This is a genomic window from Bartonella eidoli (genome assembly GCF_036576145.1).
In the GTDB taxonomy this organism is placed as follows: domain Bacteria; phylum Pseudomonadota; class Alphaproteobacteria; order Rhizobiales; family Rhizobiaceae; genus Bartonella.
Map to the genome: position 1 here is coordinate 30166 of NZ_JBAFWX010000003.1, position 15943 is coordinate 46108.

The following is a 15943-nucleotide window of genomic DNA, read 5'->3' on the forward strand; positions in this document are numbered from 1 at the left end:
ATAAATTTAATATGTGTTCCCTAACGGTGGACAAGAACAAATTAACATTCTATCTCCTGCCACATTATCAATGCGAGAAACAGGAGGCCAATATTTATTCTCTGGCTTGAGAGAAGAATGCGGAAAAGCAGCCTCTTGTCGCAAATAAGGCCGTTCCCAAGCATCATTGACAGTATCAACCAAAGTATGTGGTGCATTGACCAATGGGTTATCTTCTTTGGGCCAAACACCAGCACCAACTTTTTTGGCTTCCTCAGCAATTGAAAGCAAAGCATCGCAAAAACGATCAATCTCTTCTTTGGGCTCTGATTCAGTTGGTTCAATCATCAAAGTTCCAGGAACCGGAAAAGACATAGTCGGCGCATGAAACCCATAATCAATTAAACGTTTTGCTACATCATCAACACTAATGCCATATTTTTCTTTTAATAGTCGTGTATCTACAATACACTCGTGAGCAACACGCCCACACTTACCTCTATAAAGGATAGAATAAGCCCGAGAAAGCCGCTCAGCAATATAGTTTGCGTTCAAAACTGCTATTTGTGTAGCATATTTTAAACCATCAGCCCCCATCATCCGAATATACATCCACGTAATAACAAGAATAGATGCGCTTCCATAAGGAGCTGCTGAAACAGCATATGTTGTCTTCTCTTGTTCGTGACCTGGTAGAAATGGCTTTAAATGCTCGGCCACCCCAATCGGTCCAGCACCAGGACCTCCGCCTCCATGAGGAATTGCAAATGTTTTATGAAGGTTCATATGACAAACATCTGCTCCAATATCCGCCGGACGAGCAAGTCCAACAAGTGCATTAAGATTAGCACCATCAAAATAAACTTGCCCGCCATTTTCATGAATAATAGAGCATATGTCCTTAATACTTTCTTCATAAACACCATGTGTTGAAGGATAGGTAATCATCAAAGCTGCTAAACGATTATTATATAATTGTGCTTTTTCTTTCAGATCATTAATATCAACATTTCCGTCGCTTAAGCATTTTACCACAACAACTTCCATACCCGCCATATGGGCTGAAGCTGGGTTCGTACCATGCGCTGACGCAGGAACAAGACAAACTGTGCGCTGATAATCTCCACGCGATTGATAATACCGACGTATCGCCAAAAGCCCGGCATACTCACCTTGAGCACCAGAATTTGGTTGAAAAGATACCTGCGCAAACCCTGTAATTTCACACAACCACTCGTTGAGCTGACTAATCATTTCCTGATAGCCCATAGTATCCTCTTTAGGAGAAAAAGGATGTATATTAGCAACTGTAGGCCAACTTATAGGCATTAATTCAGCTGCCGCATTCAATTTCATCGTACATGATCCAAGCGGTATCATGGCTCGATCTAATGCCAAATCTTTATCTGATAAACGACGTAAAAAACGCATCATGTCTGTTTCTGAATGCACCGCATGAAAAAAAGGCTGTGAAAGAAAAGCAACATCACGCTCTTTCCCAAAAAGTCGGGAAGAAACATGATCCACTAACTGTGCTCCAAAAAGCTGAGCCAACGCACAAGCATCCTCTTCTGTTGACAGTTCATCAAAATTGATTGCAATTCTATCATCATCAAGAATACGTATAAGATACCCGTTCATTTTTGCTTTTTGAGCAATTTCTTGAGCTTTTCCTTTCACAAAAATGCTTACACAATCAAAAAAGCTCTCACCTTCACAATGAATACCTGCAGCCTCTAAACCACCGACAAAACGACACGTTAAATTATGAACTCGCCGAGCAATTTCCTGCAAACCTTGTGGTCCATGCCAAACAGCATAAGCTGTTGCCATATTTGCTAACAAAGCCTGTGCTGTACAAATATTGGATGTTGCTTTATCACGCCGAATATGTTGTTCACGCGTTTGCAAAGCTAAACGAAAACTAACACGTCCTTTCGTATCCACTGACTGACCAACTATGCGCCCTGGGATTAAACGCGTTAAAGCATCACTAACTGCAAGATAACCTGCATGAGGGCCACCAAATCCCATTGGGACTCCATAACGCTGCATAGATCCAACGACAATATCAGCTCCCCATTTAGCTGGCGCTTCCATTAAGGTAAGTGCCAACGGATCTGCAACAACGATCACCAAAGCTCCTTTTGCCTTTGCTTGCCTAATGACTTCAGTGTAATCATTAAAATTACCTTTAGTATCTGGCCAAGACAACACAATTGCGGCTGTATCAGCGCAAATTTCACTATTTTCGCCAATATGAATACCTTGTGTTTCAGCACGTGTTTTTGCAACATTTAAGGTCTGGGGATGTAGAAAACTCTGTACAGAAATCTTTGTTTTTTTTTCACGAGAAAAACGCACAGCTATCGCATTAGCCTCAGCTAAAGCTGTTGCTTCATCAAGAAGCGAAGCAGCAGCAACAGGTAGCCCTGTTAATTCACTAACCAATGTCTGAAAATAAAACAAAAGCTCCAAGCGTCCTTGGCTAATTTCAGCTTGATAAGGAGTATAAGCGGTATACCAAGCGGGATTTTCAAAAAGATTTCTTAAAATAACGGGAGGAACAAATGTTCCATGATAACCTTGCCCAATAAAGCTTTTATATACGTGATTACGCCCCATTATTTTAGATAATTCTTCCAAAGCTTGCTCTTCGCTTATGGCTTTTGGCAAACGAAGAGAACGTCCCAAATAAATAGACTGTGGAACAGCTTGAGAAATTAACGTATCAACTGAATCAATACTCAAAACATCAAGCATTTTTTGTATTTCATCAGAACGTATACCAATATGTCTAGAAGAAAAAGAACGTTCTTGCATAGCACTCATCCAATCAGTGCTTTATAAGAAGCTTCATCCAACAACCCCTCAAGTTGCATTTCATCTTGTAATTTCATTTTCCACAACCAACCTTCTTTTTCGGCTTTTTGGTTTACCAATTCAGGATGATCAGCCAACGCTTCATTAATTTCAATGACTTCCCCATCAAGAGGTGCATAAACGTCTGAAGCAGCCTTAACCGATTCCACAACAGCCGCAGAATCTCCTTTAGAAAGGAGCGTTCCACTTTGCGGCAAATCAACAAACACTAAATCACCTAATTGTTCTTGAGCATAATGAGTGATACCAACAGTTACCACCTGCCCTTCAACGTTGAGCCACTCATGATCTTGTGTAAAATAAATTTTAGACATAAAAATTATCCTTTGAAATAACGTTGTTCAACAAAAGGAAGTGAATGAACGGACAACGCAATCTGTTTGCCACGCAACTCAGTAAAAACTTCTGTTCCTTGTTTTTTCCAATCAATAGGAACATACCCCATCGCCACAGGACCATCAAAAGAAGGGCCAAAACCACCTGATGTAACCTCTCCAATTTGATTCCCCTGATCATCTAGCAGCAATGCTCCTGCGCGAATAGGTTGACGCGTTTGCGGTTTTAAACCAACTCGACAACGAGAAGGACCTTTTTTGAGAGCGTCAAGGAAAGCCTCCGCTCCGTAAAATTGTGCTTTTTCTCGAACACTTTTAGAAACGGCCCATGTCAGTGCAGCATCAACAGGTGTAGTCTCAGGTGTAATATCATTTCCATGAAGACACAACCCTGCCTCCAACCGAAGACTGTCACGCGCAGCAAGCCCAATCCATTCAACACGAGAATCACTCAGCAGTTTTTCAGCCAAGGAGTGAGCTTGATCTTCTGGAAGAGCGATCTCAAAACCGTCTTCCCCTGTATAACCAGAACGCGTCACAAACCAATCTTGTTGAGGTTCAAATCCTTGCATAAAAAACAATTCATTACCTGCCAAACCTGCATCAGCTATAACAGCCGCAGCTTCTGGCCCTTGAAGAGCAAGCAGTACTCTTTCAAGAGCAGTTATTTGACACTCAAAGCCAAGAGCACGTTTTTTAAGTTCAGCAAGATCAGATTGTGCATTACCGGCATTAGCAACCAGCATAAAACGGCATTCGCCTAAACGGGTAAGAATAAGATCATCCAAAATACCCGCTTTCTCATTGAGTAAATAGCTATACCGTGATTGACCTATCTTTAACAACGATGCATCAACAGGCAGAGCATATGATAAAAATTCAACAGCTTGTGCACCTTCAATAGCAATCAATTTCATATGAGAAATATCAAAAAGTCCTGCGTGAGCACGCGTATGAAGATGCTCTTTTAAAACGCCTAAAGGATAGGTTAAAGGCATCTGCCAACCAGCAAAAGCACCAAACTTTGCCCCAGCCTGTTCATGCAATTTATGTAGAGGAAGTATTTTAAAAGAAGAAGATGTTTCTTGTAATGTGCCCATAATATCTCCAAGGTTGCGCTAATGCCTACAAAATATAGTCATCTCTGCACCCTTCTGTCACAAACCTGAGAGACTCACGAAAGATTTCGTTTACACCTTCGGCGCGGAACCCCCGACTTTCCAGATATGTCTTCTTCCTTTTACGGTCCTTCAAGCCTGAGAGATTATGGGTTGCTTTCCCCTTCGGCGACAGATCGAAAAATCACAACCTGCACTCTCCCGCAAAAGAATAAAAGAAACAATAACGCTCTTTTCGACACGTTGTGATATATAAACTATCTTTTTCATACTGTCATCTTCAAAATGAATACAAAGTTTTGATTTTTAGACTTGCATAGGTTGTTTGTAAAAGATTATAATGTCCACTACTTAAACGTTAAAAATTTGAGTGGTCACAATTGAGTGTACAAGGAGAAAAAAATTGTAATAGCCACAAACTAAGATACCACTAGAGAGTAAGGCAAGATTGCGCAGATAGACAGAGAATTAGAAGAAGAATATGCTCTCTTACAATCCGATCACAAATACAGTTGACCATCTTCTAGAATACTTTAGGTAGTTTTTTCATATGCAATTGTTTTTTACTACTGGGTAGTATGAAACTGTTACTATGTGCAATAAAACCTCATCGGACAAAGGCTAAAAAACACTGATGAAAGCTGGCAATGCTCATTATAACGATAAAAATGATCTACCAGAGCAAATTGCTCTCTTCCCTTTAGAGGGTGCACTTTTGCTTCCAGGGGGAATTTTATCGCTCAACATTTTCGAACCAGCAGCACTCGAAATGGTTGAGGACGCGATGCTATCTAACCGCTTGTTAGGTATCATTCAACCACTTGTCTCAAATACAGATTGCTTATCTACAGAACTTTATAAGACGGGCTGCATAGGTCGTATCACGAACTACAATGAAACAGGAAATGGAAGGCTTTTTATAATATTACAGGGCATTTGCCGCTTCACATTAGAAAAAGAACTTGTGAGCCCAAAATCCTATCGGATTGCTCTCATAAAATTAAATACGAAAGACCTGCAAGAACCAAATGTTTCAGAAACCATTAATCGAGAAAATTTATTAAATATCGTTGAAAAATATCTAACAACTCATGAAATAGAATATAATTGGAGCAGTATCATACAAACGCCTACACCTATCTTAGTTAATGCTTTTTCAACGCTTATCCCTTTTACACCCGCAGAAAAGCAAGCCTTATTAGAAGCCCCAGATATTGGAAGCCGCGCTCAAACTCTTCTTGCCTTAACTGAACGTTCTCTTATGAAACAAACAGGAACGCACTATCATTTAAATTAATGAACTTATAACAAATGAAAAAAATAACTACTGATCCTAAAATGCTTGAACTGCTTGTCTGCCCAATCACCAAGGGGATGCTCTCTTTAGACCGAAAAACTCAAGAGCTCATTTCATCTAAAGCAAAAATTGCTTATCCTATTCGCAATGGCATCCCCATCATGCTTCCCTCAGAAGCACGTCCTTTGCAAAAACAAACAATAAAAAAATAACATAAAGAGTTTTCTAAAATTTTTTAACGGTCAACTATATTATTAATCAATTCCATATCAGTCAATTTTTTATGACCAATCTTTTTTAACCTGTATTTTGCAATAAACAGACCCATAAAATAAGAAAAAAATCCCCATATTAAGCCAATTTCTTCTTTCAATCTTAATTAAATTGAAATCATGGAACGGATATAAAAATTAATCCTCTATCTTAAAGAAAAAACCCAATTTTGTTTTTAATAGAGTAAAAAACAAAATTAAATCATATTAGAAAAAATCATACCACCACTCTCTCATATTAATCTGCTCGTCAAAACGCTAGAATATAATAGAATACAAAATGTCATCGACACGATAAATTATACAATCATTACAAATTTTATACCTATGAAGGGAAAGAATTGACAGAAGATAAGCGATTCACTAGATTGAAAAGTTGTCAAGAAGATGCTTAAAAAATTTGACACCTAATGATTCAAGCTTTCTCAGCTTTCAAAAAACCATAAGGACGATGCATTCAAAATAAGCCGGCTTATTGTGCTGAAAATTATGGTTAATATAAGCTAAGATTGAACCTAATAAAACCAACGATTATTTAATACTCCTTAGCCTCCTCCCTCTCCTGGGTATAGCTTAGGAAAGAAAAATGGAGAGGGATAGGAGTATAAAAAATGAGTTTTAAAGTTGTAGTTGTCGGTGCAACTGGGAATGTTGGTCGTGAAATGTTAACAATTTTAGAAGAACGAAATTTTCCTGCTCGTGAAGTTGTTCCATTGGCGTCACGGCGTTCATTGGGACAAAATATTCCTTATGGCGACAAAACTTTAAAAGTAAAAGCTCTTGATACTTACGATTTTTCTGACACAGACCTGTGCCTCATGTCTGCTGGGGGAAGCATTTCACAAAAATATGCACCCAAAATCGCTGCTGCAGGCTGTGTAGTAATCGACAATTCATCTACTTGGCGTTATGATGCCAATATCCCTCTGATTGTACCTGAAGTTAATGCAGAGGCCATTCGTGGATTTACCAAGCACAATATTATAGCAAACCCAAATTGCTCAACAATTCAACTTGTTACAGCTTTAAAGCCTCTCCATGATGCAGCAATCATTAAACGCGTTGTTGTATCCACTTATCAATCAGTTTCTGGAGCTGGAAAAGATGGAATGGATGAATTATTTGAACAATCGCGAGCAGTTTTTGTTGCAGATCCAATCACGTCAAAAAAATTTACAAAACGAATTGCCTTTAATGTCATTCCTCATATCGATGTTTTCATGGAAGACGGATATACAAAAGAGGAGTGGAAAATGGTAGCTGAAACAAAAAAAATTCTTGATCCTAAGATTAAATTAACAGCTACTGCCGTTCGTGTCCCTGTCTTTATAGGACATGCTGAGGCCGTTAATGTTGAATTTGAGAAACCAATAAGCGCTCATGAAGCAAAAAATCTTTTGCGCGATGCACCTGGCTGCCAGCTAATCGATAAACACGAAGATGGCGGCTATATAACTCCTTATGAATGTACCGGAGAGGATGACACCTTTATCAGCCGTGTTCGAGAAGATATCACTGTAGAAAATGGCCTAACTTTCTGGGTTGTTGCTGATAATTTAAGAAAAGGTGCAGCATTAAATGCAATTCAAATTGCCGAATTACTTCTCTCTCATAACTTGGTAACTCCTAAGTCATCGCTCTAAATAAAAATGGCAGTATGAGACATTTTGTTCGTGCTGCCATATTTTTTTACCATTTTAACCGGTTACTTTACCTTTATGGAATAGGATATGTTACAACACGGTAACGCGTTTCATTGCGTTCAAAATTTTTGAAATTAACATCATCAATAAACATTGGATTATAAGCAGTAACATGCTTTACAGATATATTTTGCGCTTTTGTATTCGGTAACGGATTCAAAATCGTTCTTTCATCCCCTTTTTTTACACCTGTAGGATCAACATTTGCATTTCTTCTGTATCTTTTTTGCATTTGTTTGTGTATTCTTTTAGGAACTTTAATAATTTGAATACTAGAAACAGGCTGCTTTACTCCTTCCTGTGTGGATATTTGCATCATAGGGTTTTTATTCACATAATGCATAGGTTGTTTGAAAAAAACTGTAGGAATATTATTAACATTTAAATAGCGTGCGGACGTCCAACCAACTCTTCCATTATATTGAAGTGAACACCAACTCTTATTGGGTAAACAACCGTTAATTTTTACTTTTGCTCCAACTGGCGCTATTGCTATAATTTTATAAGTTTTAGCTGGTCCTGTACGTAAAACCGCCTGACCCGCCGCTACATGAGCAACTGTTCTAGCATTCACATAAGACACAGATCCCCCTAATCCAAATCCTATCAAAGACGATATGATCACTGTAGTTGATAAAAAATTTTTATTTGACATTATTTCTTCTCCCTCTCCATAAAGTGTGTAAGACAACGTATTGCAAAGATTTTCCGTGTTTTAATAAAGTGATTGATGTCCAGTTTTCTGTCTCTTAAAAGAGTTCACATATTTCGAGATAATTTTTTTCTTATTCTCTACAGACCCTTATAAACACGACAAATTTTCTTCTTGCAGTGTTCATGTTTTGATACACTGCTATCAGTCATACAATCTGATTACCTGCTTATTCAGCTAATCATTACTTAAAGAAGTTTTGAAACTGCTATTTGTTCCCCAAGGCAGATTATTACTACATAAAATTTTATGTTCTGAATTTGAAAAATAGCTTTTTTTCAATATATGCTGCTATACTCGAGGGTCCAAACAATGTAGGAGAAAATGATATTAAAATAAAAATGATTGAATATTCAATTTAGCTTTTATACTCTTTATTCTCCTCAAAAATAATACAAAATATACTAGATGTTCCCTAAAAATCTATTGGAAAAGAAAGACCAGCGCATATGATATCAAAAAAATTATTGAATGCTAATATTGGATTACTTCTCTTTCTCTCTGCATTTTTTTTATCAGCAGCTCTTTCTGTGGCAGCAGATAAATCAAGCATCAAACTCGGTGTTATGGAAGGAGAAGAAGCTACTATTTGGGAAGTAGCTGTTAAAGAAGCAAAAAAAGAAGGTTTAAACATAAAACTTATTTACTTTTCTGATTACACTTTACCCAATGATGCTGTTCATACAGGAGATATTGATGCAAATGCTTTTCAGCATACGCCTTATCTTAATAATCAAATTGAACAACATGGTTACAAACTTTCAATTGTCGGGGACACATTTATTACCCCAATGGGTATTTATTCACACAAGATAAAAGATATAAAAGAACTAAAGAATGGGGCAAATGTTGGTATTCCTAATGATCCATCAAATGGTGCAAGAGCCTTATCTCTTCTTAACTCTTTAAACCTCATAAAACTAAAAGATCCTCACGATATTCTTGCATCTCCGCTTGATATCATTGAAAATACTAAGAATTTAAAAATCCGTGAATTAGATGCCGGTATTTTAGGCCGTGCAATTAATGATTTTGATATCGTCATTGTAAATACAAACTGGGCCTTGACAACTAAATTAAATTTACAAAAAGATGTCATTGCATGGGAAAAAATAGAAAATAATCCTTATAATAATGTTATCGTTGTACGTAGCTCTGACAAAGACAAGCCATGGGTGAAAAAATTGGTAGCTGCCTATAATAGCGAACCTGTTCGTGCAAAAATTAAAGAAATTTTCGGCACAGCAGCCCAAACATCATGGTAGTTGCCAATGGAAAATTCCGCTCTTATTTCTTTAAAAAATGTTAGCTGCCGTTTTAAAAAAACAGAAGATATTCCAGCAATAAATCAACTTTCTCTCGATATCCATGCTGGTGAAATTCTTGGTGTTATCGGGCGTAGTGGAGCAGGAAAATCTACGCTCATACGTTGTTTAAATGGATTAAAACGCATCGATGAAGGGTCAATTTTTTTTGAAGGTACTAATATTTCAAATCTTTCAGAAAGAGAATGGGCATTTTATCGTCAACGCATTGGTATGATTTTTCAACATTTTAATCTTTTATCATCGCAAAATGTTCTTGATAATGTTGAATTACCACTAAAGTTGGCGGGTATAAGCAAAAAACAGCGTCGTAAGCGTGCCTTTGAACTCATTGAATTAGTGGGATTACGCGATAAAGAATATCGCTATCCTGCAGAACTGTCAGGAGGACAAAAACAACGTGTTGGTATTGCACGCTCTCTTGCAGCTAATCCTAAAATATTGTTATCAGATGAAGCGACATCTGCTCTTGATCCAGAAACAACACAATCTATTTTAGATCTTCTTGCTGATATTAATCGTCATCTCAATCTTACTATTGTGCTTATTACTCATGAAATGGAAGTTGTGCGCGCCATTGCACACCGCGTTGTCGTTTTAAATCAAGGACGTATTATAGAAGAAGGATGCGTGAAAGATATTTTCACATCACCGCAAGAAGAAACAACCATTGCTATGCTCAAACTTGTTACTCCACAACTTCCTGAAAAATTTGCAAAAAAACTAAAACCTATGGGTCAAGAAGCCATCATTGAAATTAATATTGCGGGTGAAATTGCTCAACAACCTTTTCTCAATATTCTTGAAGATGAAATCGGCTTGAGAGCGCGTATTCTCCACGGAGGTATTGATACAATTCAAGGAGAAACTATTGGACGTTTATTCCTCGGTCTTCCTGGACAAGATAAAGAAGCCTTTAAAAAAGCTATCAAATGGTTAAGCGAAAAAAGTCAATATTGCGAGGTTTTAGGCTATGTTTAATATTCTATCTCATGAACTTCCTATTGCAATCTTTGATACATTATTGATGACAACCTGTTCTTCTTTGATAGCGCTTATTATCGGACTGCCACTTGGACTCCTGCTCTATACAACAGCACATGGAGGACTTTTGGCATCGCGCCTTATAAATCGCCCTTTGAGTATTATTATTGATAGTATTCGCGCTATCCCTTTTATTATTCTTGCGTTTTATCTTTTACCTATCACCCGTATAATTGTGGGAAGTGGTGTAGGGATATCTTCAGTTATTTTTGTTCTTACCATTTCAGCCATCCCCTTTTATGCACGCATGGCTGAACTTTCTTTTAAAGCGGTTGACAATGGCTTAATAGAAGCTGTTCGTTCCATGGGAGCCAATTACCTTCAAATTATCAGGTATGTTCTTATCCCTGAAGCACTGCCTCACTTAATAACAGGCTTCACGATCATGATTATTTCTCTTATTGGAGCAACTTCACTTGCTGGGTATCTCGGCGGAGGTGGTTTGGGGGATATGGCGATCCGCTATGGCTACCAGCGCTACAATACATCCATCATGACAATAGTTATTATCCTATTGATCGTTTTAAATGTTATTATCCAATGGTCTTCTGATAAAATTGTGCAAAAATTTGATAAAACAAAGCATTAAAAAACTCACCAGCTTTATTCTTCCTTCTTAACCATAGCAATGATAAGCCACTGGGCAGTAAGAGCTGGCTTTTTAAACTGTTCAATTTCCATACTAACTTCATAATGAAAAACAACCCGACCTGAAGGACGTATCTCAGCATCATTTAAAAAAAAACGAGCACGCACCCGTGTTCCTGTCTTTACAGGGCTCATAAAACGTACTTTATCAAAGCCATAATTGATCCCCATTGTGGCACCTTCCAATTCTGGAAGTGCTTCATAAGCCAGTGTAGATAAAAGAGATAACGTCAAAAAACCATGTGCAATGGTGCCACCAAAAGCTGTTTTTTTTGCTTTCTCTTCATCCACATGGATCCATTGATGATCATCTGTTGCACACGCAAATTGATTAATCATATCTTGTGTAATAAGACGCCACTGCGATACACCTATTTCTTTCCCGATGAAACTCTCCACATCTTGTACTGCTATTCTTCTCCGCATAATATCATCCCTGTTTAATGTGATAAAAGCTTATACACCCTCTTGCTTTTATAAAGTTCATTGATTAGAGCATCAATCATAAAAGGTTAACAGTCTCAAGAATAAACGCATTTCTCAAATAGGAAAGAACCCTTTTACTAACATAATTTTTAAATGGGAAAAAACAATGGCAAGCAATGTCAGCCTCACAGGTTTAGCACGTGACTTGAAGCAACGAACAGAAAACAACAAGCCTATCCGTATTGGATTGGTTGGCTGTGGTGAAATGGGAACTGATTTATTATCAAGCGTTGCACATATGGACGGTATAACAGTTGCAGCTGTAGCCACTAGAACACCATCACGCATTTTTGATGCTGCCACCTTAGCCTATGGTGAAGATGGTCATGCAGAAGAAGTGGAAAATATCAATGCTTTAACAAAAACGATTGAAAAAGGTTTGATAGCAGCCACAGACGATATTGACCTCATTTTATGCCACGAACAAATTGATATTATCGTTGATGCAACAGGATATCCTGAAGCTGGTGCGGAAATTGGATTCAAAGCACTTGAAAATAATAAACATCTTGTCATGATGAATGTTGAAGCAGATGTTACGATTGGTGCTTATTTAAAATATGAAGCAGAAAAAAGAGGCCTTATTTATACGCTTGGTGCCGGTGATGAACCTTCTGCCTGTATGGAGCTTATCGAATTTGTTTCAGCCCTTGGACACAAAATTGTTTCTGCTGGTAAAGGAAAAAATAATCCACTTATCTTTGATGCAACGCCTGATGCTTATGAAGAAGAAGCATTACGACGTAATATGAATGTTCGTATGTTAGTGGAATTTATAGATGGTTCCAAAACGATGGTTGAAATGGCAGCAATTGCCAATGCAACCGGACTTCTACCCGATTGCCCTGGAATGCATGGCCCACAAGCAACGCTGAAAAATTTAAATAAAGTACTTATCCCAAAACGAGATGGAGGTATTTTAGACAAATATGGTGTTGTAGATTATTCAATAGGTCAAGGGGTTTCCCCCGGTGTTTTTGTAATCGCAGAAATAGCACATCCACGTCTACGCGAACGTATGGAAGATTTAAAAATTGGTGAGGGCCCTTACTTTACCTTTCATCGCCCCTATCACTTAACAGCCATGGAAGTTCCATTAACCTGTGCTCGTGTAATGCTTTATGGAAAAAAAGATATGGTCCCACTCAGCCAACCAGTAGCAGAAGTTTGTGCTGTTGCTAAAAAAGACTTATATCCCGGTGATCAATTAGACTTTATCGGCCTTTACAGCTACCGCGCTTGGTTAATGAGCACTACTGAAGCACGTTCTTACCAAGCCATTCCTTGTGGTCTTCTAGAAAAAGCAACGGTTACAGCTAAAATTAAGAAAAACGAGCTTATCACAGCGCATAATACCGCTATTCGAGAAAATCAATGGATTGCGCGACTTCGAGCCCAACAAGATATTTTGCTAAACCATACTCTTCCCGCTAATATATAAAGAGAATTTTATCACCTTCTTCACAAGAGGCTATAATAGAAAATTTAAAACCACATCTCTTTAAAAAAGGTATATACTGAAGAGCCCCAAACATATATCAGTATATACCCAATTTAGCTGCAAAACTACTTTATCTTTTTCCAGGAACCTCCTTCCCCCCCCCGTCATTAATACCTTCCCCTCAAGATATTAATTCACTTACGCAATAAATAATTATTGAAATTTACCAATAAATGTACTTTATCATATTACTGTGAAAAGTAATGCCACAACAGTTATGGCAGCTCCAGTTACATTCCCCACAGCGAGAGAAATCAACAACGATACAACACCTACTCCGCCCCAAAACAATTGAAATGAAGACATATCTTAACCCCTCAAAAAGAAAAATTCACATTGTTTTTAATAGTTATACTGTTGTTATTTTGTCACTGTAATTTTCCCCATCTTCCTGCTCATAATTGTATTTTTCCCTAGAAAGTAATTTTTTATAAAATTTGCATTACTTTCTACAATTCGTAAAAAATAAAGAGTAAACAGTGTAAAATTTTGTAAACATATACAATCTTTAAGTATTAAAAACATAACTTTCTTTGCTCCTCTTTTTCTTCACTGAAAAAGTTAAAGAATATTTTCATATAAAAATCATAATCTGTGTTAATTTAACATATAATACATTTTGTATACAATGTAAAGACATAAAAAAAACATAATCAAAACTTTTTACAAAAAATACAGATTCTAAAAGAGAAAAAATATTTATAGCTAAAGAATGCATTTATGAATTTCTCACACTAAAAAAGTTAAATTAGCAAAAAATCCAATGTTGTTGAAAAATCATCAAGCGACAAGAACACCCCAACCCTCACCGTACTATGTCTATTGCTTAAGTATGAAAAGTAATATTTTTTCTCAATTGAAGCTCAATAAATAATGAGTAATTGACCTATTGTAATGAAGAATATTCAATAATTTTAAAAAGCTAAAAATAAAAACGCTAATCAGAAATTTGAAAAACACTGAAATTTTAACATCCAAGAATGCAATATTGCATTTTCATGATCATGACATCATCTTGAATAAAACTTCTTCTCATCCTTGGTATATATATTTGATTGAAATAATATCATTATTTGCGTTTTTTCTACATATATATTAAAATTTTCAATGATCCTACATTTATTTAACTTTCTTTTGAGCAATAATTTAAAATGTCTGATATACCTTTCCTTGCTTTATTGCCCTTAGGTGCACATGAGTATCATGGGGATCACCTTCCCTTTGAAACTGATTGGATTATTGCCGAAGCTTTTGCAAAAGCACTCGCTCTACGAGTGAAAAGTAAATTCCATATCGAGCTCTTACCAGTTGAAAAGATTGGCTATTCAGTTGAACATATGGATGTTACTGGTACGCAAACACTCACATTTTCTAACGCTATAGATCGATGGATAAATATTGGTGAAAAAGCCTACCATAAAGGAATTCAGCGTCTTCTTCTTCTAAATGCCCACGGAGGTAATTCGCCTTTAATGAGTATTGTCATTACCGAACTACGACGGCGTTTTGCAATGCTGGCAGTTGCAACCAGCTGGAGCCGTTTTGGTTTACCAGAAGGTTTAATGAGCCTATCTCAACAGCATCTTGATATCCATGGTGGTTTTATTGAAACCTCCTTAATGCGTTACTTAGCACCGGAAAAAGTACAGATGAAGAAAACAAAAAATTTTCATAATAAGCAAGAAGATATGATTGCTAATTATAAATACTTACGCGCTTATGGTCCTCATGCCTTTGGATGGACGATGCGCGATCTTAATCCGCAAGGAGCAGTAGGAAATGCAAACGAAGCAACACCACAAGCAGGAGCAGCAATTTTTTCTCATGTCCTTCATGGGCTCTGTGGTTTATTTGATGATATTAGCCAATTTAAAATAGATTCATTACAATAAAATACGCCTAATAAACTCCTACAACTCTTGCAAATCCCTTGAATTAGAAAAGACTATTCTTATCATTGCATTTTCAAAAAAATTATAACAAATTTTAAATGACTAATATCAATGAATTTAACAGCAATAATAACTTTACTGTTAAACTAAAACAGGAAGTCTAAATTCAGCGACGAATTATATTCTCTTATCTATACTGTGTGCAGAAACTTTATTTGTGCTTTGGACACTCTAGTACAACACTCTTATAGGCTTTATACATCATTATGAAATAATACGTCTTTCTCAACCTCACTCATATTGTACAAACCTTTTAAAAACAATACGTCCTATAAAGTTGTCCTTGGTCATATCAAAAACCCATTGATGTAAAGCGTCTAACGCCTTAGCTTTAAAAGAACTGAAAAGAGAACTATATATCCTCACATTGCTTTATCAAATTTTTTTAACCATCTTTGTCATTCCAAAATGATACGTAGAAACTCTCTTTTTTTTGCGTTTATCCCCTGATCTATATTTTATACTATAGAGAATATACAAACATATATCTTTCGATAAACTCCTTATTCATAATATATTTAACACTCAATGTTTTTTTAAATATCATCTTTATTTTTTTAACACCAAGATTTATTCCTGTATATCGTTTTAATTTCCAATAATAAGCACAAACATCCCCCTATATTCACGCTATCCGTGGCATTATGACGACCATTGCAAATTTTAAATGATACTTTTCAAGTAAAAA

Annotated in this window: 14 protein-coding genes and 2 riboswitches; of the genes, 8 read left to right on the forward strand and 6 right to left on the reverse strand. The window is 36.8% G+C overall.

Translation table 11 applies throughout. The annotated features are described in order from the left end of the window. Nucleotides 1-6: 6 nt before the first annotated feature. From gcvP to gcvT, 3 genes are read right to left on the reverse strand one after another with little or no spacing between them, the layout of a single operon-like run. A complete protein-coding gene (gcvP, locus tag V5N68_RS02725) occupies nt 7-2802 on the reverse strand; it encodes an aminomethyl-transferring glycine dehydrogenase (protein ID WP_332065817.1) in 2796 nt (931 codons plus the stop codon). A gap of 5 nt (nt 2803-2807) precedes the next feature. Then, a complete protein-coding gene (gene gcvH, locus V5N68_RS02730) occupies nt 2808-3176 on the reverse strand; it encodes a glycine cleavage system protein GcvH (protein WP_332065655.1) in 369 nt (122 codons plus the stop codon). Between the two features lie 5 nt (nt 3177-3181). Continuing rightward, the gene (gcvT, locus tag V5N68_RS02735) at nt 3182-4297 is read right to left on the reverse strand and encodes a glycine cleavage system aminomethyltransferase GcvT (protein ID WP_332065656.1); all 1116 of its coding nucleotides are present in this window, start codon (nt 4295-4297) and stop codon (nt 3182-3184) included. 44 nt (nt 4298-4341) lie between these two features. Then, a riboswitch (glycine riboswitch) is annotated at nt 4342-4429 on the reverse strand. Nucleotide 4430: 1 nt separating this feature from the next. Next, nucleotides 4431-4529, reverse strand: a riboswitch (glycine riboswitch). Between the two features lie 420 nt (nt 4530-4949). Here gcvT and V5N68_RS02740 point away from each other — a divergent pair. The 3 genes from V5N68_RS02740 to V5N68_RS02750 all read left to right on the forward strand — a co-directional run bounded on the left by V5N68_RS02740 (nt 4950) and on the right by V5N68_RS02750 (nt 7527). Beyond that, a complete protein-coding gene (locus V5N68_RS02740; RefSeq protein WP_332065657.1) occupies nt 4950-5612 on the forward strand; it encodes an LON peptidase substrate-binding domain-containing protein in 663 nt (220 codons plus the stop codon). Between the two features lie 14 nt (nt 5613-5626). Beyond that, nucleotides 5627-5824, forward strand: coding sequence for a Trm112 family protein (locus tag V5N68_RS02745; RefSeq protein ID WP_332065658.1), 198 nt, complete (start codon nt 5627-5629; stop codon nt 5822-5824). Nucleotides 5825-6495: 671 nt separating this feature from the next. Beyond that, on the forward strand, nt 6496-7527 hold the full coding sequence (locus tag V5N68_RS02750) for an aspartate-semialdehyde dehydrogenase (protein WP_332065659.1): 1032 nt from the start codon (nt 6496-6498) through the stop codon (nt 7525-7527). Nucleotides 7528-7600: 73 nt separating this feature from the next. Here V5N68_RS02750 and V5N68_RS02755 read toward each other — a convergent pair whose 3' ends face one another. Continuing rightward, on the reverse strand, nt 7601-8242 hold the full coding sequence (locus tag V5N68_RS02755; RefSeq protein WP_332065660.1) for an SH3 domain-containing protein: 642 nt from the start codon (nt 8240-8242) through the stop codon (nt 7601-7603). 506 nt (nt 8243-8748) lie between these two features. Between V5N68_RS02755 and V5N68_RS02760 the strand changes: the two genes are divergently transcribed. The 3 genes from V5N68_RS02760 to V5N68_RS02770 are packed head-to-tail and all read left to right on the forward strand — an operon-like array spanning nt 8749 to nt 11257. Beyond that, complete coding sequence (locus tag V5N68_RS02760; RefSeq protein WP_332065661.1) at nt 8749-9564, forward strand: MetQ/NlpA family ABC transporter substrate-binding protein; 816 nt, start codon at nt 8749-8751, stop codon at nt 9562-9564. Nucleotides 9565-9570: 6 nt separating this feature from the next. Beyond that, nucleotides 9571-10605, forward strand: coding sequence for a methionine ABC transporter ATP-binding protein (locus V5N68_RS02765; protein ID WP_332065662.1), 1035 nt, complete (start codon nt 9571-9573; stop codon nt 10603-10605). Then, the gene (locus tag V5N68_RS02770; protein ID WP_332065663.1) at nt 10598-11257 is read left to right on the forward strand and encodes a methionine ABC transporter permease; all 660 of its coding nucleotides are present in this window, start codon (nt 10598-10600) and stop codon (nt 11255-11257) included. Before V5N68_RS02765 ends, V5N68_RS02770 begins: the two co-directional genes overlap by 8 nt. Before the next feature lie 14 nt (nt 11258-11271). Here the strand turns inward: V5N68_RS02770 and V5N68_RS02775 are convergent, their stop codons facing one another. Continuing rightward, nucleotides 11272-11742, reverse strand: a complete 471-nt coding sequence (locus V5N68_RS02775) for a MaoC family dehydratase (RefSeq protein WP_332065664.1) — start codon at nt 11740-11742, stop codon at nt 11272-11274. Between the two features lie 166 nt (nt 11743-11908). On the opposite strand from V5N68_RS02775, the gene V5N68_RS02780 reads away from it, so the two are divergent. After that, nucleotides 11909-13243: an NAD(P)H-dependent oxidoreductase gene (locus V5N68_RS02780; RefSeq protein ID WP_332065665.1), complete on the forward strand. Its 1335-nt coding sequence runs from the start codon at nt 11909-11911 to the stop codon at nt 13241-13243. 243 nt (nt 13244-13486) lie between these two features. Here the strand turns inward: V5N68_RS02780 and V5N68_RS02785 are convergent, their stop codons facing one another. Continuing rightward, entirely contained in the window at nt 13487-13609 is a 123-nt protein-coding gene (locus tag V5N68_RS02785; protein WP_332065666.1) for a hypothetical protein, read from the reverse strand. Nucleotides 13610-14454: 845 nt separating this feature from the next. Between V5N68_RS02785 and V5N68_RS02790 the strand changes: the two genes are divergently transcribed. Continuing rightward, on the forward strand, nt 14455-15195 hold the full coding sequence (locus V5N68_RS02790) for a creatininase family protein (RefSeq protein ID WP_332065667.1): 741 nt from the start codon (nt 14455-14457) through the stop codon (nt 15193-15195). Nucleotides 15196-15943: the final 748 nt, after the last annotated feature.